Raw genomic sequence first — 16,853 nt, forward strand, 5'->3', positions numbered from 1 at the left:
CAGGCGCATCCCGGGCCAGGCGCATCCCGGGCCAGGCGCATCCCGGGCCAGGCGCATCCCGGGCCAGGCGCATCCCGGGCCAGGCGCATCCCGGGCCAGGCGCATCCCGGGCCGCCGAGGCGGCCCGGGGCCCGGAGGCCCTTACTGGTCGGCGGAGGCCGAGACCGAGTCGGACTCGGCGGGAACCGCCCTGGTGACGAGGACCGTGCCGATCCGGTTGCGGCGCCCGGCGAGGCTCTCGGCCGTCAGGCTGAGCCCCTCCACCACCGCCTGGGAACCGGCGATCGGCACCCGGCCCAGCGCGTGCGCCAGCAGCCCGCCGACGGTCTCGACGTCGTCGACCTCCAGCTCGATGCCGAACAGGTCCTCCAGGTCCCCCACCGGGAGCCTGGCGGTCACCCGGACCGCGCCGTCCTCCAGCGGCTCCACCCTGGGCGCCTCCTGGTCGTACTCGTCGGCGATCTCACCGACGATCTCCTCCAGGATGTCCTCGATGGTGACCAGCCCGGCCGTGCCGCCGTACTCGTCGATGACGATGGCCTGGTGGATCTGGCGGGCCTGCATCTCGCGGAGGAGCTGGTCGATCGGCTTGCTCTCCGGCACGTAGGTGGCCGGGCGCATGAGGGCCTCAACCGGCTCGGCTCGTCCGTCGTCACCGGTGTCCTGCACCCGGCGGGCGATGTCCTTGAGGTAGGCGATGCCGATGACGTCGTCCTCGTTCTCGCCGACCACCGGGATGCGCGAGAAGCCGCTGCGCAGGGCGAGCGACAGGGCCTGGTTCAGCGTCTTGCCGCGCTCGATGAACACCATGTCGGTGCGCGGCACCATGACCTCGCGGACCAGGGTGTCGCCGAGCTCGAAGACCGAGTGGATCATCTCCCGCTCGTCGGGCTCGATGACCCTGCGCTCCTCGGCCAGGTCGACCAGGTCGCGCAGCTCGGCCTCGGAGGTGAAGGGCCCCTCGCGGAAGCCCTTGCCGGGCGTCACGGCGTTGCCGAGCAGGATGAGCAGCTTGGGCAGGGGCCCGAAGATCCGGGTCAGGCCGTAGACCAGGGGCGCGCTGGCGAGCGCGATCGGCTCGGCGTGCTGGCGGCCCAGCGTGCGCGGGGAGACCCCGACGATCACGTAGCTGACGACGATCATGACGGCGGCGGCGGCGGTGTAGGCCCACCCCTGGTCGCCGAGCCAGTCGATGAAGAGCAGCGTGGCGATCACCGTGGCGACCAGCTCGCAGCTCAGCCGGAGCAAGAGCAGCAGGTTCAGGTAGCGGGGCGGGTCGGCGACGATGGCCTGCAGGCGCTCCGCGCCCCGGCGGCCGTCACGGACGAACTCCTCCGCGCGAACCCTTGAGATGCGGGTCAGGGCCGTCTCCGCGCTGGCGATCAACCCGCCGACCACGACGAGGACGACGGCCGAGAACAACCACCCGTTGGCGAAACTCACCGCTGGGGGCGCACCTCCCGCCACGACTCCAGAAGCTCGCCCTGAAGGCCGAACATCTCCTTGTGCTCCTCGGGCTCGGCGTGGTCGTAGCCGAGCAGGTGGAGGATGCCGTGCGTGCACAGCAGCTCCAGCTCGGCCTCGGTGCCGTGCCCGGCCTCGGCCCCCTGCTTGGCGGCCACCTGCGGGCAGAGCACGACGTCGCCCAGGAGCGCCGGGTCGGTGGGCGCGTCGCCCTCCTGCCTGGCCCCCGCGCCGGGACCGGGGCGCAGCTCGTCCATCGGGAAGGCGAGCACGTCCGTGGGACCCGGCTCGCCCATCCACTGCTCGTGCAGCACCGACATGGCCTCTTCGTCGACGACCAGGATCGACAGCTCGGCGAGCGGGTTGATGCCCATCCGCTCCAGCACGTGCCCCGCCAGCGAGACGATGAGCCCCTCGTCGATCTCGACGCCTGACTCGTTGTTGACCTCGACGCTCATCGTCCGTCCACCGCTCCCCGCCCGCCGCGCGACCGGTTCGTACGACACGACCCGATCGGTTTCCCGCGCCGGAGTCGCTCCGTGCCCGTCACTTCTCGACCGGCCGCCGGCCCGTCCGCTCTCATGATCTCCCCCGGGGGCGCTGCTTGACCACGCCCTTGATCTGCTCCACCGCGCTGCTCTGGCGCTGCGTCTCGTCGTAGCGCCCGTACGCGTCCACGATGTCCCCCACCAGCTTATGCCGCACCACGTCGGCACTGGTCAGGCGACTGAAGTGGATGTCGGAGATGCCCTCGAGGATGTCCTGGACGACCCTGAGGCCGCTCTGGGTGCCGTTGGGCAGGTCGACCTGGGTGACGTCTCCGGTGACGACGATCTTCGAGTTGAAGCCCAGCCGCGTCAGGAACATCTTCATCTGCTCCGGCGAGGTGTTCTGCGCCTCGTCCAGGATGATGTAGGCGTCGTTGAGCGTACGGCCGCGCATGTAGGCCAGGGGGGCCACCTCGATCGTGCCTGCGGCCATCAGCCTGGGGATCGAGTCGGGGTCGAGCATGTCGTGCAGCGCGTCGTAGAGCGGGCGCAGGTAGGGGTCGATCTTCTCGTAGAGCGTGCCGGGCAGGAAGCCCAGCCGCTCGCCCGCCTCGACCGCGGGGCGGGTGAGGATGATCCGGTTGACCTTCTTCTCCTGGAGGGCCTTCACCGCCTTCGCCATGGCGAGGTAGGTCTTGCCCGTGCCGGCCGGTCCGATGCCGAAGACGATGGTGAACCTGTCGATCGCGTCGACGTAACGCTTCTGGTTCACCGTCTTCGGGCGGATGGTCCGGCCCCGCGAGGAGATGATGTCCAGGGAGAGAACCTCGGCGGGCCGGTCGGAGGTCATCCGCAGCATGGCGATGCTGCGCTCGACCGCGTCGGCCGTGAGCTGCGCGCCCCCGCGGACGAGCTCGGACATCTCCTCGAAGAGCCGCACCACGGTGCTGCTCTCCTCGGGACTGCCGGTGACGGTGATCTCGTTGCCACGGACGTGGATGTCGGCGCGGAAGGCGCCCTCGATGACGCGCAACAACTCGTCGCGCGAGCCCAGCAGGCTGACCATCGACTGATCGTCCGGAATAACCACCTTCGCCTGGGTCCGGCTGGCACCCCGGGACCTCGTCGGCGTTCTGCTGGAATCGTTTGTCTCGGACATGAGCGGGCCTTACGGCCTGTTCGCCTCCAGATATAGGCGCGGAACTTCAACGCCATGCTAGCCGCGATCACCAAGATCGCGCCTACCTGTTTTCAGCCGGGCGGCCACCGCAGGTCGCGCCCGCCGAGAACGTGTCCGTGCACGTGGAAGACGGTCTGGCCGGCCGCGGGCCCGGTGTTGAACACCAGCCGGTAGCCCGGCTCGGCGATCCCCTCCTGCCGGGCGACCTCGTGCGCGGCCTTGATCACCTCGTCGGCCAGGCCGTGGTCGGCGGCGGCAAGGGCGGCCGCGTCCCGGTAGTGGCCCTTGGGGATCACCAGCACGTGGGTCGGCGCCTGGGGGTTGACGTCGCGGAAGGCCAGCGTGCGATCGGTCTCATGGACGATCTTCGCGGGAATCTCCTTGGCCACGATCCTGCAGAACAGGCAGTCGGCTTCGCTCACCATGCAGGCACCATACCGCTGAGGACGTTGCGAATCGGTGATGGTTCCCGTCCGCAAACAAAGATCCACCCAGATATGGTGGGTGTGCAAAACTTCAACCACGACAGCCCTTTGCGCGCAGCAATATATGGCCGCCTGGCGAGGACACGACTGGGTCATGCCCCCTAATGAACCGGAAGAGCGTAAACCCTCTGGGAAGGCCAAGCGTCCCACTGATGTGACCACCGAGACCCTCGTGGCCGACAGGTCGCTCGGGGCGGTGCCCGTCGGATGGGATGCCGACATGGCCGTGACCGCGCTCTACAGCGCGCACTATCGGTCTCTTGTGCGTCTCGCCGTCCTACTCGTCCGCGACATGGCAACCGCGGAGGAGGTCGTGCAGGACGCGTTCGTCGCCATCCATGGCGCCTGGCGCCGACTGCGCGACACCGACAAGGCACTGGCCTACCTGCGACAGTCGGTCGTCAACCGATCACGTTCGGTGCTTCGGCACCGGGCGGTCGTCGAGAAGTACGCGCCCAAGGGCATGCCCGACGCGCCGAGCGCCGAGAACGGGGCGATCGGCGAGTTCGAGCGTTCCGCCGTCATCGAGGCGCTTCGCGGGCTGCCCGCACGCCAGCGGGAGGCCCTGGTCCTGCGTTACTACGGAGACCTGTCCGAGGCGCAGATCGCCCATGCGATGGGCATCAGCAAAGGCGCGGTCAAGAGCCACACGGCTCGCGGGATGGCCGCCCTACGAACCTCACTGGAGCAACTGTCATGACCGACTCCCCGGATGAGTACGGCGAGCTGCTTCGCCGCGCGCTCAGCGCGGAGGCGAACTCGGTCGTTCCCTCCCCGGACGGGCTGGAGGTGATCCGCGGCCGCATCGAGCGGCGCGGGCTCCGCCGCCTGGTGTGGTGGCGAACCGGAGCCTCCGTCGCCGGCGCGGTCCTCGTCGCGGCGACCGTCGTCATGGTGGTTCCCCAGTTCCGCGAGGAGGTGGGCCGCCAGGTGAGGACCGAGTGGGTCAACTTCAACGCGTCGACCCCTCCCGTCGACGGGTCCGCCACCTCACGCCCCCCGGCGCCCGCCTCGCAGCCGCCGTCCGACCACGCCCCGCTCCCCGCCCCCGGCAGGTCGGAACCCGGCGCCACCATGCTCTCGCCGAAGCCCACACCGTCCAGGAGCGTGGCGCCCAGCGCGCGGCCGACCTCCAGGGCGCCCCAGGCTCCGGCGACTCCCAGGGCGACGCCGACGCCGACCCCCACCTGCCCCACCCCTCTCGACAGCCCCACCGTCGAGCCCAGCGGGATCCTCAGGAAGTGCGAGGAGATCGAGGCGACGCCGACGCCGACGAAGCCCGCCCCCTCGGAGAGCCCGTGCTCGCCCGACGGGTGCGCGCCCTCGGACGACGCGTCGCCTCCCCTGCCCACGGAGGTGGGCAGCCCGATCCCGCTCCCCACCCAGAGCTAGCGCGGTGACCGGTCACGGCGGCCCCTGACCGGTTCTCTCGCCGTCCCCTTCGCGGGGCGTGCCCTCAGAGATCCTCCCGCCCTCTTCGCGGGGCGAGTCATCGGAGGTCTCGTCACACGGATCCACCGGGACCGGCGACCATCGGGAGGTGACCGTCGCAAGACGGCCTTCGCAAGACGGCCTTCGCAAGGTGACCGGCTGCCCACCGGCCGGGTGTCACCACCGGCCCGGTGTCACCAGCGGCCGCTGCGCGTCTGGAGCACCGCCGCCGCGACGACCCCGGCCGTCGAGGTCCGCAGCACCGTCGGCCCGAGCAGCGCCGGCACCGCCCCGGCCTCGCGGAACGCGGCGATCTCCTCCCCCGACACCCCGCCCTCGGGGCCGACCACCACGACGATGTCGCCACCGGCCGGAAGGGACAGGCCGGACAGCGGGACGGCGGCCTCCTCGTGCAGCACCACGCCCAGCGCCGCCGCCGACAGCAGGGCGGCGACCTTCGCGGTGGACGCGAGCTCCCTCACCTCGGGCAGGTGGAAGCGGCGCGACTGCTTGCCCGCCTCACGCGCCGTGGAACGCCAGCGGGCCAGCGCCCTGGCCGCCCGCTCGCCCTTCCACTGGGTGACGCACCTGGCCGCGGACCAGGGGACGATCACGTCGACCCCCGCCTCGGTCATCATCTCCACGGCCAGCTCGCCCCGGTCGCCCTTGGGCAGGCCCTGGACCACGACCAGGCGCGGTGAAGGTACGGGAACCTCGTGGCGGCGCAGCACCTCGACCCGGAGCGAGTCCTTGCCCGCCTCGGTCACCACGCACTCGGCGACGGAGCCCGCCCCGTCGGTCAGGTCGAGCCGCTCGCCCGCCCGCAGCCGCCGTACGGCCGCCGCGTGGCGTCCCTCGGGACCGCCGAAGACGAACGCCGGCCTGGCCAGGTCGGCGGGGTCGGCCAGGAAGACCGGGACGGTCATGGGCCGTCGGGGCGGACCGTGCCGGGGCGCCGGGCCCCGGAGCGGCCCCGGCCGGGACGGCCCGGCCGGAGGCGGGCCCGGTCGCGCCGATGCAACCGGGCCTGTGAGCGGGTCTGGTCGTCAGCGGCCATTGAAGGCGTCGCGCAGGCGGGAGAAGAAGCTCTGCTGCCCGGGGGCGAACTTGCCCGGCGGGCGCTCCTCGCCGCGGAGCCTGGCGAGCTCCTTCAGGAGACCCTCCTGCTCGGCGTCGAGGCGGGCAGGGGTCTCCACGTTCACGTGGATCAGCAGGTCGCCGCGGCCCGTCTCGTTCAGGCGCTGCACGCCCCGCCCGTAGAGCGGGATCGTCTGCCCCGACTGCGTGCCGGGGCGGATGTCGAGCTCCTCGGCGCCGTCGAGCGTCTCCATGGTCAGGATGGTGCCGAGCGCGGCCGCGGTCATCGGGATCTGCACGGTGCAGTGCAGGTCGTCGCCGCGCCTCTCGAAGATCTCGTGGGGGCGCTCGACGATCTCCAGGAACAGGTCGCCGGGCGGGCCTCCGCCCGGGCCGATCTCGCCCTCGCCGGCGAGCTGGATGTGGGTGCCGCCCTCGACGCCGGCCGGGATGCGGACCTTGATGGTCCGCCGGGTGCGGACCCGGCCGTCGCCGGAGCACTCCTGGCAGGGGTTGCGGATGATCGACCCGAAGCCGCCGCACTGGGGGCAGGGGCGGGAGGTCATGACCTGGCCGAGGAAGGACCGGGTGACCTGGGACACCTCGCCCCGGCCATGACACATGTCACAGGTGTCGGGGTGGGTGCCGGCCGCGGCGCCGGAGCCGGTACAGACGTCGCAGACCACGGCGGTGTCGACGACCAGCTCGCGGGTCGTGCCGAAGCCCGACTCACGCAGGTCGAGCTCGACCCGGATGGTGGCGTTGCGCCCGCGCCGGGCCCGGGAGCGGGGGCCGCGGCCACCGCCGCCACCGGCCGCGCCGAAGAAGGCGTCCATGATGTCGCTGAACGGGAAGCCCGCGCCGAAGCCTCCGGCCCCCGCGCCACCGCCCGAGGCGAACGGGTCGGCGCCCATGTCGTACATCTGCCGCTTGTTGGAGTCGGACAGGACCTCGTAGGCCTGGGTGATCTCCTTGAAGCGTTCCTGGGTCTCGGGGTCGGGGTTGACGTCGGGATGCAGCTCGCGCGCCAGGCGGCGGTACGCCTTCTTGATCTCTTCCGCACTGGCGTCGCGGCGCACCCCGAGGGTGCCGTAGTAGTCGCTCTTAGCCACTTTTCGTTGACCTCTTATGATGCAGCCAGGATCTGGCTGACGTAGCGTGCCACCGCGCGCACCGCGCCCATCGTGACCGGGTAGTCCATTCGCGTCGGGCCCAGCACACCGAGCCGGGCCAGTTGCTTGTCCCCCGAACCGTATCCGGCGGCGACGATGGACGTGCCCTGGAGTCCGGTGTAGGGGTTCTCCGAGCCGATCCGCACGGTCAGCGCCGAAAGGTCCGAGGTCTCACCGAGCAGTCGCATCAGCACGACCTGCTCTTCCAGGGCCTCCAGCACGTCGCGGAGACCGACGGTGAAGTCGGCTCCCGCGAGGTTGGCGGCCCCGGCAAAAACGATCTTCTCATCATGCCGGTCCACCAGGGACTCCAGCAGCACTGACAGGATAGTGGCAGCGAGCGGCCGGTCCTCCGTGGGCAACCGCTCCGGCAGGTCCGCGACCTTGTCGGGGACGCTGGTGAGCCCGCACCCGTCGAGGGAGGCGTTGAGCATCGCGCGCAGGTGGGCCACGCGCTGCTCGTCGACGACGCTGGACAGCTCGACCACGCGTTGCTCGACCCGGCCGGTGTTGGTGATCAGCACGAACATCAGCCGGCGCTCGCTCAGCGGCACCAGCTCGACGTGCCTCACCGTCGAGTGGGTCAGCGTGGGGTACTGCACCACGGCGACCTGCCGGGTGAGCTGGGCGAGGAGCCGCACCGTCCGCATGACGACGTCGTCGATGTCCACCGCGCCCGCGAGGAAGCTCTCGATGGCCTTGCGTTCCGCGCTCGACAGGGGTTTCACCTGCGAGAGCCTGTCGACGAAGAGGCGGTAGCCCTTGTCGGTGGGCACCCGCCCGGCGCTGGTGTGGGGCTGGGCGATGTAGCCCTGCTCCTCCAGCACCGCCATGTCGTTGCGGATCGTCGCCGGGGACACCCCGAGGTTGTGCCGGTCCGCGAGAGCCTTCGAACCCACCGGCTCATTGGTGGACACGTAGTCCTCGACGATGGCGCGAAGCACGGCGAGCTTTCGGTCGTCGACCAACGTGGTCACCTCCCTGCCTGCGTTCATAGGGAAACACGAGGTTTGGCACTCTGTGTTCCCGAGTGCCAAGTGTACGGCCCCGGTGCGGAAGGCGCGATAAGCAAGAGCTGCGGATGATGACGGCAAGCCGTTGTCAAGTCAACTGCTATCGCGATCCAAGCGGCACCCACCACAATTTGGGCATGTCCAACGATTTCGGTTCTTATCCGGGCGATGCCTCCCGCAACCCCGGTCACGGCGCCCCCCAGCAGCCGTACGGCCAGCAGTACGGCCAGCAGCAGTACGGCCAGCAGCCCCCCTCGTACGGCTACGCGCCCCCCGGTTACGGCGCCCCGCAGGGACCGCCCCCGCCCAGCGGGAAGATCAAGCCGAGCATCGGGTGGATCGTCGGGGTCTGGCTGCTCGCCCTGGTCAGCATCGTCGTCGGCATCGGCGGCTTCGCCGGGGGCCTTTTCAACGCGGTCACCGACGCGGCGCCGACGCAGACGTTCGCCCCCGGCCAGGCCGCGACGGTCAAGATCGATCCCGCGGACAAGCCGGCGATCTACGTCGCCACCGGCGGCCCCACCCAGTTCGAGTGCACGCTGAAGGGCGGCACGGGCACGCCCAGCCTGCAGAAGCCCGACATCCAGCAGACCGTCGCGGGTTCCGACGGCGTCACCTGGGAGATGGGCCTGCGGGTCGGCGTGGACCAGGCGGGCGACTACCAGGTCCAGTGCTCCGCCGATCCCGCCGAGGGCACGACCTTCGGCGTGGGCAAGGAACTGGCCGCCGACTCGCTGGTGGGCGGGGTGCTCGCCCTGTTCCTGATCCCCGCGATCGGGATCCTGCTGGCCATCGTCGTCACGATCGTCGTGCTGGTGAGGCGGAGCGGCGCCCGCAAGCGCCGGGCCGCCGCGGTGCCGGTGGGGCAGTGGGGACAGCCGGGACCCTACGGCGGGTGACGGTGGTGTTTGCTAGCGTCCCACCTGATCCCGGGGAGGTCCCACCTGGTCCCGGGGAGAGAGGGTGGGCGGTCGGTGATGTACGAACGTGACGTTCTGGCGGGAGACTGGCGGCGCCCGCGCAGGGGGACGATCCCCCAGGTGCCCGCGGAGCTCGACCTCGTCGTCGAGGACGCCGACGGCGGCTTCTGCGGCGCCGTGGTGGCCTGCGACAAGGAGGCCGTCACCCTGGAGGACCGGTTCGGGCGCCGCCGGGTGTTCCCGCTGGAGCCGGCCGCGTTCCTCCTGGAGGGCCGGGTGGTGACGCTCGTGCGGCCCGCCGCCGCGCCGCGCGGTCCCAGGCGGAGCGCGTCGGGCTCCATCGCGGTGGAGGGCCTGCGGGCCCAGGTCGCCAAGGAGAGCCGGATCTACGTGGAGGGCGTGCACGACGCCGCGCTCGTGGAGAAGGTGTGGGGGCACGACCTGCGGGTCGAGGGCGTGGTCGTGGAGTATCTGGAGGGCGTCGACCACCTGCCCTCGATCGTCGAGGAGTTCGGCCCGGGGCCGGGACGGCGGCTGGGCGTGCTCGTCGACCACCTGGTCCCCGGTTCCAAGGAGAGCCGGATCGCCGCCCGGGTCTCCTCACCGCACGTGCTGGTCGTCGGCCATCCGTTCGTGGACGTCTGGCAGGCGGTCAGGCCGCGCGTGCTCAAGATCCCTTCCTGGCCGTCGGTGCCGCGCGGCGTGCCCTGGAAGGAGGGCGTCGTCGCCGCGCTGGGCTGGGACGTGGAGCCCGGCGTCGCGTGGCGCCGCATTCTCGGATCGGTCACGACGTACGCCGACCTGGAGCCCGAGCTCCTCGGTCCCGTCGAGGAGCTGATCGACTTCGTGACGGCTCCCGGCGAGGATGACTAGGCCGTCAATTCTTCAGGATCTTCAGGAGGGGACATGAGCGAGAACCCCGAGGACCCACCGGGCGACGACCGGACCCGGCGCATCGGCGACCCCCCGCCCGGCCACACGTGGCCCGGCCAGGGCGCCCCGCCCCCCGGCCAAAGCCACGGACAGCCGGGCCAGGGCTACGGGCAGCCGGGTCAAGGGCACGGACAGCCGGACCAAAGCCACGGACAGCCGAACCAGGGCTACGGGCAGGACCAGAGATACGGGGGCTACCCGCCGCCCGCCTCCCCGTACGACGCGGGCGGCCACCAGGGCGGTTACCAGCCCGGACCCGGATACCCCGAGCACGGCGCGTACAACGCGTACAACTCCTACGGCGCCGCGCAGGGATACGGCTACCAGGCGCCGCCCGGCACGTACGGCCCGCGGCCCGGCAGCGACGACACCACCATGGCGATGCTCGCCCACCTGCTGGGCCTGCTGACCTCCTTCGTCGGGCCGCTGGTGCTCTATCTGGCGAAGAAGGACGAGTCGCCCTACGCGCGCGACCAGGCGGCCGAGGCGCTCAACTTCCAGCTCACGGTGCTGATCGTCTACTTCGTCTCCTGGATCCTGGCGTTCGTGCTCATCGGTTTCGTGCTGATGTTCTTCCTCTGGATCGGCTCGATCGTCATGACGATCGTCGCCGCGGTGGCGGCCAACCGGGGAGAGACGTACCGCTATCCGGTGAACATCCGCTTCGTCAGCTGACCCGGCCGGCCGCCGGGCCCCGGCCTCAGGTGAGGTCGCGGACCAGGGCGTCGGCCAGCAGGCGGCCGCGCAGGGTGAGCACCGCGCGGCCCGCCTTGAACGGCTCCACCTCCAGCAGGCCGTCGGCCAGCGCGCGGGCCACCACCGGGGGGCGTTCCAGCTCCCGGAGCGGGAAGCCCTGCGCGAGACGCAGCTCCAGCATCAGCCGCTCCACCGCCCTGTCCCGCCGGCCCAGCACCTCGCGCGCGTGCGCGGGCGAGGTGCCCGCGGCCAGGCGCTGGGCGTAGGCGGCGGGGTGCTTGACGTTCCACCAGCGGGTGCCGCCGACGTGGCTGTGCGCCCCCGGGCCGACGCCCCACCAGTCGCCGCCGGTCCAGTAGAGCAGGTTGTGCCGGCAGCGCCCGGCCTCCGAGGTGGCCCAGTTGGACACCTCGTACCACTCGAACCCCGCCTCGGCCAGCATGGCGTCGGCGATCAGGTAGCGGTCGGCGGCCACGTCGTCGTCGGGCATCGGGAGCTCGCCGCGCCTGATCCTGGCGGCCAGCTTCGTCCCGTCCTCGACGATCAGCGAGTACGCGGAGACGTGGTCGGGCCCCGCCTCGATCGCCGCGGCCAGCGACGCGCGCCAGTCGTCGTCGCTCTCCCCCGGCGTGCTGTAGATCAGGTCGAGGTTGACGTGCTCGAACCCGGCCTCCCTCGCCTCCCGTACGGCCCGCGCGGGGCGGCCGGGGGTGTGGCGGCGGTCGAGCACCTGGAGCACGTGCTCGCGGGCGCTCTGCATCCCGAAGCTCATCCGGTTGAACCCGCCCGCGCGCAGCTCCGCCAGGTAGGCGGGGTCCACCGACTCGGGGTTGGCCTCGGTGCTCACCTCGGCGCCGGGGGCGAGCCCGAACTCCTCGTCGATCGCCCGCAGGATCCGTACCAGGTCCCCGGCGGGGAGCAGGGTGGGGGTTCCCCCGCCGAAGAACACGGTCTCGACGGGGAGGCGCGTGGCGCCGAGATTGGCCCGCGCCCGCCGCACCTCGTCGACGGCGGTGTCCGCGTAGTCCTTCTGCGACGCGCCCGGCCCGAGCTCGGAAGCCGTGTAGGTGTTGAAGTCGCAGTAACCGCACCGGGTCACGCAGAAGGGGACGTGGACGTAGAAGCCGAAGGGCCGCTCGCCGAGCCCGGCGAGCGCGCTCTCCGGCAGCTCGCCCGAGGTGGGTACGGGATCGCCGTCGGGAAGTGTGGATGGCACGCCCCAAGTCTGCCGCCTCCCCGGCGATGCGCGGTACGCCGGAGCTTGGGCCCCAACTTAACCGGCGATTTCCCCATCCTCCCGGCACGAACCGCCATAGCGTTTCAGCCGATATTTGCGCTATATCGCTGTGAAACACCCCAAGGAATGTATGAGCCACTCATCACAAACATCCAGCGACCCCGCCAACGGTCACGCGCAACGGCCCCCGATGCGAAACGCCACCCGCTATCTCTGCGCCGGCGCCTATCTCGACGACCGTTTCCGTGACCGCGTCCTGAGCGAGGTCCTCGGCGACCCCTACCGGGCCGTCCCCCCGTCCCACGGCGGGTTCGACCTGCTGCCGGTGGTCCTGCACTGCCTGCGGGCCGAGCGGCTCGCGTTGATCCGCGACGCGGTCCTCAGCGCCCTGCTCGCCCTCTCGCTGGTCCTGTCCTTCACCTCCACGCTCTCCTGGCTGAGCCTGCTGCTGCCCCTGGCCGTGCTGGCCCTTCCGAGGGTGCGCCGGCTCTCCGTCGGGCTGCGCGCCCTGCTGCTGCTCGTCATCTGGGCACCGCTCTCCGTGGCCTTCGGGGTGCTGGCGTTCCTCTCCACCCTCTCCAGCGCGTACTCGCGGCCTCTCGGCTACGACCCCGTGACCGGCGAGGTGACCGGGCAGTCTTCCGGCACCTCACCGATCCTGTACTCGCTGCTCACACTGCTGCTGATCGTGGCCCTTTTCGCCGTTGCCATCGGTTACTGGGTGATGCGCTATTTTACTATTATAAATAGCCTCAAACCGGGCGCTCGTGGCGGCAGTATCGAGGAGGCGCCGGAATTCCGGCAGCGACTCGCCTATATCAACAGGGCTCAATGGGGAAATATCACCCTTTATGGGAACGAGAATCCGTTCGTCGGTTCAGGAGGAGTACGACGCTCCTGGTCGATCGCGGTGGAGCTGGACCGGCTGAAGCACCGGCCCGCCGGTGTGGGTCCCGAGCCGCGGCAACGCGTGCGGATCGACCCGATGGACCTCCACGCCTTCGTCCACGCGCGGATCGCGGAGATGCGCGACGCCGTCGAGTGGCAGGGCGAGCGGATCGGCCGGCTGCGCATCAGCGACCACGTCGCGGCGCGGGGCACCTTCACCCGGGCCGACTGGCAGAGCGCGAACCTGCCGGGCCGCCGGGCGTTCCCGAGCCATCCCTTCCTCGATCCGGAGGGGAGACGCCCCCTCACCGAGGCGACCCCGGACATCGTCGACGCGGTGGGGCGCCACCCGCAGGGCGGGATGCGCTACTACCAGCGGATCACCGTGGGCGCGGAGGGGCCGGAGATCAGGAACGCGGCGGGGCAGGTCGTCGCCCCCGCCGAGGACCAGGAGATCACCGTCTCGGCCTTCGTCCACCTGGCCGTGGAGGGGCGGATGCTCTACACGCAGTTCGTGCTGGCGGTGATGCCGCCCGTCAGGGACGACTTCCACATCGACGAGCTGTTCTCGCTGAGCAGGGGCGCCCTGCTCTGGGAGGTCGTCAAGCGCGTCAGGCTCGACCTGATCGCCGACGTGGTCTTCGCGCCCTTCCGCCTCGTCCGCACGGCCTTCCGGAGGCTGCGGCAGAACGCCACCGCGCCCGACCCCGCCGACTACCTGGCCTACCCCTTCGGGGTGAGGGAGAGCGTGCGCGAGCTGGGGGCGGAGCCCCGGCTCGACCGCTTCACCCAGGTCCTGGACGCCGACAAGTACACCAAGCTGATCGAGCAGCGGCTGACCGAGGCGGTCCTGGACTACCTGGAGGCCAGGGAGGTCGACACCAGCGGGTACCGGAGCCAGGCGGCGACCCTGATCAACAACGGTGCGCTGATCACCGGCGGCACCGTCAACGGGCCCGTCGCAGCCGGTGCCGGAGCGACGGCGACGACGACACAGCACCGGGGAGACGCGTGATGACGAACACCAACCACGGGATCCAGATCACCGGCGGCACCGTCAACGGGCCCGTCGCCGCCGGGAAGGGGGCCCGAGCCGTGCAGCACGTGGGCACGCCCCCCGGCGACGACCGCGCCACCGAGCTGATCGCCCTCGTCCGTGACCTGACACGGCGTCACGCGGACGAGCTCGGCGACATCCGGCCGGTGCTCAGGGAGACCGACCTGCTCGAAGCCGAGCTGCTGGAGGAGAACCCCGACCCCGCCCACCTGTCCGACACCCTGACCCGGCTCTCCGGGCGCGTCGCCTCGGTGGCCGCCGTCGCGGAGGCCGTGACGGCCCTCATCGCCCTGCTCTCCTCGTGACCACGGGCCCGCCCTCTCCCGGCCCCTCCCGGCCGAGCCCGCCGGAGCGCCCGTGTCGTGGGCGGGACCGGCGCTCCGCCGAGGCGTCTCCCGTGGGTTCCAGCGGGTCAGATCTCGTGCTCGGCCCGCACCGGCAGGCCGTACCGCCGGGCGAGGGGGTTCCACAGCCTCAGAAAGCCCCGCTTGGCCGTGGTCGCCTCGCCGGAGAAGGCCAGGCCCCGCCGGTAGTCGGCGTCGCCGCTCCAGGCACGGTCGCACTCGGCCTCCTGGCGGGTCGCCCAGGCGAGGAACGCCTCGTCGGCGTCGAAGGAGGCGGTGAGGGCCCTGGTGAGGCGCGCCTTGACCGCGTCGCCTCCGGGAAGCTCGCCGGTGCTCAGCGCGCCGACCTGGACCACCTGCTCGCGGCGGGCGGCGGTGATCCGCTGGAGCGTGGCGAGCCCGGTGGCGGTGCCCTCACAGGAGCGCAGCTGGCCGAGGGCCGAGCCGAGGCCCGACCTGGAGCCGCCGCTGTCGGCGAGCAGGGCGTCGAGGACCCTGGCCTGGGTCTCGGCGTCCTGGGGCCCCTGGGGAGCCCGCCCCGCCGAAGGCGTCCCGGTCTCGGCCTCCGCCCGGTCACCGCTCGCCGCCGCCCCGACGCCGCCCGCCACGGACGTGCCGCTCTCCGGCGGGACGAGCCGGAAGGCCCCGGCGGCGGCCAGCGCCATCGCGAGGACCGTGGCCGTCGTGACCAGCGGCCAGACCTTGCGATCCGCTCGGGGCGGCCGGTCGCGGCCCCGGTTCGGCGGAGGTCGCCAGGGCCGCTCGTCCCGCTGGGGAGGCCGCTCCTCCGGAGGGAGGTGCTGCTGCCAGTCGGCGGGATCCTGCCGCCACTCGCCGGGCGGGACCCGGTTCTCGCCGGGGGGAACGTCGCGCGAGGGCTGGGCCGGCGGGGACTGGCCCAGCGGAGGCCGCCCCCCTGTCGACGCCCCGCACCCGGGGCATCTCGACAGCCCGCGCACAGGGGTGCCACATCGGTTGCAGAACGCCTGCTGCTCCATGCCTTGCCAAGTTAGCCGAAGCATCCCGCCGCCGACCGGTCAAAACGCCGTTGGCCGTTGACGGCCAGATCACGCAGGTCTACGATCCGTGAAAACTTAAAGGAAAGTTTCCTATAAGTTACTATTCCAAGCAGTGGAGAAGCCCGTGCAGAGACTCCTCCGTAAAGTGATCGCGGCAGCCCTCGCCGCGGGTCTCGCGGCGGTGGCCCTACCGGCCCCGGCCCAGGCCCAGACCCCCCAGGGACACGGTGACCGCTACAAGCGGGTCGCCTACTTCATCCAGTGGGGCGTCTACGGTCGCAACTACCACGTCAAGGACATGGAGACCAGCGGCGCCGCCGCCAAGCTGACCCACATCAACTACGCCTTCGGCTTCGTCAACGCCGGGGGCGACTGCTACTCCCCCGACCCGTGGGCCGACTGGCAGCGCCCGGTGCCCGCCGAGCAGAGCGTGGACGGCGTCGCCGACGCCGAGGGCCAGGCGCTGAACGGCAACCTGAACCAGCTGAAGAAGCTCAAGGCCAAGCACCCCGGGCTCAAGGCTCTGATCTCCCTCGGCGGCTGGACCGGTTCGAAGTACTTCTCCGACGCGGTGCTCACCCCCGAGGGCCGCGCCAAGCTGGCCTCCTCCTGCATCGACCTGTGGCTCAAGGGCAACCTGCCCGGCACCGCGGCCGGCACCGGGGCGGGCGTGTTCGACGGCATCGACCTCGACTGGGAGTGGCCCGGTTCCTCCGGCGAGGTCGGCAACGTCATCCGCCCCGAGGACAAGCGGAACTTCACCCTGTTCGTCACCGAGCTCCGCCGCCAGATGAACGAGTTCGACCGGCGCACCGAGCTGACCGCCTTCCTGCCCGCCGCCGCCGCGAAGATCGACGCGGGCTTCGAGGTCCGCGACGTCTTCAGGCAGCTCACCTTCGCCACCATCCAGGGCTATGACCTGCACGGCTCCTGGGAGACCGTCACCGGCCACAACGGCAACCTGTTCACCGACCGGCGCGACCCGCACCCGGTGAAGTACAGCGTGGACCAGACCGTCCGCGACTACCTGACGCGCGGCGCACCCGCCAAGAAGCTCGTGGTGGGCGTACCGGCGTACGGCCAGGGCTGGACCGGCGTCACCGGCGGCAGGAACGGCCTGTACGGCACCGCCACCGGCCCGGCTCCCGGCACCTTCGCGGCCGGAAGCGAGGACTACAAGATCCTCGTGAACAAGCCGGGCAAGCGCTACCGCGACCTGCTGACCGGGTCCGTGTGGCTCTACGACGGCAACGAGTTCTGGTCCTACGACGACCCGGCCTCGCTGCTCCAGAAGGCGGCCTACATCCGCCTGAAGGGCCTCGGCGGCTCGATGATGTGGTCCATCGACCAGGACGACAGCAAGGCGTCGCTCACCTCGGCGCTCTACAGCGTCCTGCGCTGAGCGACCCTCTCATACCGGGCGAGGCCGCAGGATCTGGATCATCTGCG

The 16,853-nt window shown here is 71.3% G+C and carries 17 protein-coding genes; 8 read left to right on the forward strand and 9 right to left on the reverse strand.

Annotated features, from left to right (window positions below; all coding sequences use genetic code 11):
* Window positions 1-141: 141 nt before the first annotated feature.
* From ACFYWM_RS10955 to ACFYWM_RS10970, 4 genes are all read right to left on the reverse strand, one after another.
* Window positions 142-1,443, reverse strand: coding sequence for a hemolysin family protein (locus ACFYWM_RS10955; protein ID WP_389912032.1), 1,302 nt, complete (start codon window positions 1,441-1,443; stop codon window positions 142-144).
* Window positions 1,440-1,922 (reverse strand): rRNA maturation RNase YbeY, encoded by a 483-nt coding sequence (gene ybeY / locus ACFYWM_RS10960; protein ID WP_344742683.1) that lies wholly within the window; start codon window positions 1,920-1,922, stop codon window positions 1,440-1,442. Before ybeY ends, ACFYWM_RS10955 begins: the two co-directional genes overlap by 4 nt.
* A 121-nt stretch (window positions 1,923-2,043) precedes the next feature.
* The gene (locus ACFYWM_RS10965) at window positions 2,044-3,111 is read right to left on the reverse strand and encodes a PhoH family protein (protein ID WP_389912035.1); all 1,068 of its coding nucleotides are present in this window, start codon (window positions 3,109-3,111) and stop codon (window positions 2,044-2,046) included.
* A gap of 92 nt (window positions 3,112-3,203) precedes the next feature.
* Window positions 3,204-3,554, reverse strand: a complete 351-nt coding sequence (locus ACFYWM_RS10970; protein ID WP_389912725.1) for a histidine triad nucleotide-binding protein — start codon at window positions 3,552-3,554, stop codon at window positions 3,204-3,206.
* 283 nt (window positions 3,555-3,837) lie between these two features.
* Between ACFYWM_RS10970 and ACFYWM_RS10975 the strand changes: the two genes are divergently transcribed.
* On the forward strand, window positions 3,838-4,317 hold the full coding sequence (locus ACFYWM_RS10975; RefSeq protein WP_043655278.1) for a SigE family RNA polymerase sigma factor: 480 nt from the start codon (window positions 3,838-3,840) through the stop codon (window positions 4,315-4,317).
* Window positions 4,314-5,009 carry a hypothetical protein gene (locus ACFYWM_RS10980; RefSeq protein WP_389912037.1) on the forward strand — a complete coding sequence of 232 codons (696 nt, stop codon included), beginning with the start codon at window positions 4,314-4,316 and terminating at the stop codon, window positions 5,007-5,009. Before ACFYWM_RS10975 ends, ACFYWM_RS10980 begins: the two co-directional genes overlap by 4 nt.
* Window positions 5,010-5,242: 233 nt before the next feature.
* On the opposite strand, the gene ACFYWM_RS10985 is transcribed toward ACFYWM_RS10980, so the two are convergent.
* The 3 genes from ACFYWM_RS10985 to hrcA form a co-directional block, all read right to left on the reverse strand.
* The gene (locus ACFYWM_RS10985) at window positions 5,243-5,974 is read right to left on the reverse strand and encodes a 16S rRNA (uracil(1498)-N(3))-methyltransferase (protein WP_389912040.1); all 732 of its coding nucleotides are present in this window, start codon (window positions 5,972-5,974) and stop codon (window positions 5,243-5,245) included.
* A gap of 120 nt (window positions 5,975-6,094) precedes the next feature.
* Window positions 6,095-7,237: a molecular chaperone DnaJ gene (gene dnaJ / locus ACFYWM_RS10990; protein WP_389912042.1), complete on the reverse strand. Its 1,143-nt coding sequence runs from the start codon at window positions 7,235-7,237 to the stop codon at window positions 6,095-6,097.
* Window positions 7,238-7,251: 14 nt separating this feature from the next.
* Window positions 7,252-8,265: a heat-inducible transcriptional repressor HrcA gene (gene hrcA / locus ACFYWM_RS10995; protein WP_389912045.1), complete on the reverse strand. Its 1,014-nt coding sequence runs from the start codon at window positions 8,263-8,265 to the stop codon at window positions 7,252-7,254.
* Between the two features lie 182 nt (window positions 8,266-8,447).
* On the opposite strand from hrcA, the gene ACFYWM_RS11000 reads away from it, so the two are divergent.
* The 3 genes from ACFYWM_RS11000 to ACFYWM_RS11010 all read left to right on the forward strand — a co-directional run bounded on the left by ACFYWM_RS11000 (window position 8,448) and on the right by ACFYWM_RS11010 (window position 10,838).
* Complete coding sequence (locus ACFYWM_RS11000) at window positions 8,448-9,209, forward strand: hypothetical protein (protein WP_389912048.1); 762 nt, start codon at window positions 8,448-8,450, stop codon at window positions 9,207-9,209.
* Between the two features lie 78 nt (window positions 9,210-9,287).
* The gene (locus tag ACFYWM_RS11005) at window positions 9,288-10,103 is read left to right on the forward strand and encodes a DUF3097 domain-containing protein (protein ID WP_389912051.1); all 816 of its coding nucleotides are present in this window, start codon (window positions 9,288-9,290) and stop codon (window positions 10,101-10,103) included.
* A gap of 33 nt (window positions 10,104-10,136) precedes the next feature.
* Window positions 10,137-10,838: a DUF4870 domain-containing protein gene (locus ACFYWM_RS11010; RefSeq protein ID WP_389912054.1), complete on the forward strand. Its 702-nt coding sequence runs from the start codon at window positions 10,137-10,139 to the stop codon at window positions 10,836-10,838.
* 25 nt (window positions 10,839-10,863) lie between these two features.
* Here the strand turns inward: ACFYWM_RS11010 and hemW are convergent, their stop codons facing one another.
* Window positions 10,864-12,075, reverse strand: coding sequence for a radical SAM family heme chaperone HemW (hemW, locus tag ACFYWM_RS11015; RefSeq protein WP_389912057.1), 1,212 nt, complete (start codon window positions 12,073-12,075; stop codon window positions 10,864-10,866).
* Window positions 12,076-12,286: 211 nt separating this feature from the next.
* On the opposite strand from hemW, the gene ACFYWM_RS11020 reads away from it, so the two are divergent.
* Both ACFYWM_RS11020 and ACFYWM_RS11025 read left to right on the forward strand, forming a co-directional pair.
* Window positions 12,287-13,999, forward strand: a complete 1,713-nt coding sequence (locus ACFYWM_RS11020) for a hypothetical protein (protein WP_389912060.1) — start codon at window positions 12,287-12,289, stop codon at window positions 13,997-13,999.
* Entirely contained in the window at window positions 13,999-14,346 is a 348-nt protein-coding gene (locus ACFYWM_RS11025; RefSeq protein ID WP_389912063.1) for a DUF5955 family protein, read from the forward strand. The genes ACFYWM_RS11020 and ACFYWM_RS11025 overlap by 1 nt, the downstream gene beginning before the upstream one ends.
* A gap of 107 nt (window positions 14,347-14,453) precedes the next feature.
* On the opposite strand, the gene ACFYWM_RS11030 is transcribed toward ACFYWM_RS11025, so the two are convergent.
* Window positions 14,454-15,383: a hypothetical protein gene (locus ACFYWM_RS11030; protein WP_389912066.1), complete on the reverse strand. Its 930-nt coding sequence runs from the start codon at window positions 15,381-15,383 to the stop codon at window positions 14,454-14,456.
* A 145-nt stretch (window positions 15,384-15,528) separates the two neighbouring features.
* On the opposite strand from ACFYWM_RS11030, the gene ACFYWM_RS11035 reads away from it, so the two are divergent.
* Window positions 15,529-16,806: a glycoside hydrolase family 18 protein gene (locus tag ACFYWM_RS11035; RefSeq protein ID WP_389912069.1), complete on the forward strand. Its 1,278-nt coding sequence runs from the start codon at window positions 15,529-15,531 to the stop codon at window positions 16,804-16,806.
* Window positions 16,807-16,853: the final 47 nt, after the last annotated feature.

Origin of the sequence: Streptosporangium sp. NPDC002721 (assembly GCF_042888905.1) — a bacterium.
In the GTDB taxonomy this organism is placed as follows: domain Bacteria; phylum Actinomycetota; class Actinomycetes; order Streptosporangiales; family Streptosporangiaceae; genus Streptosporangium.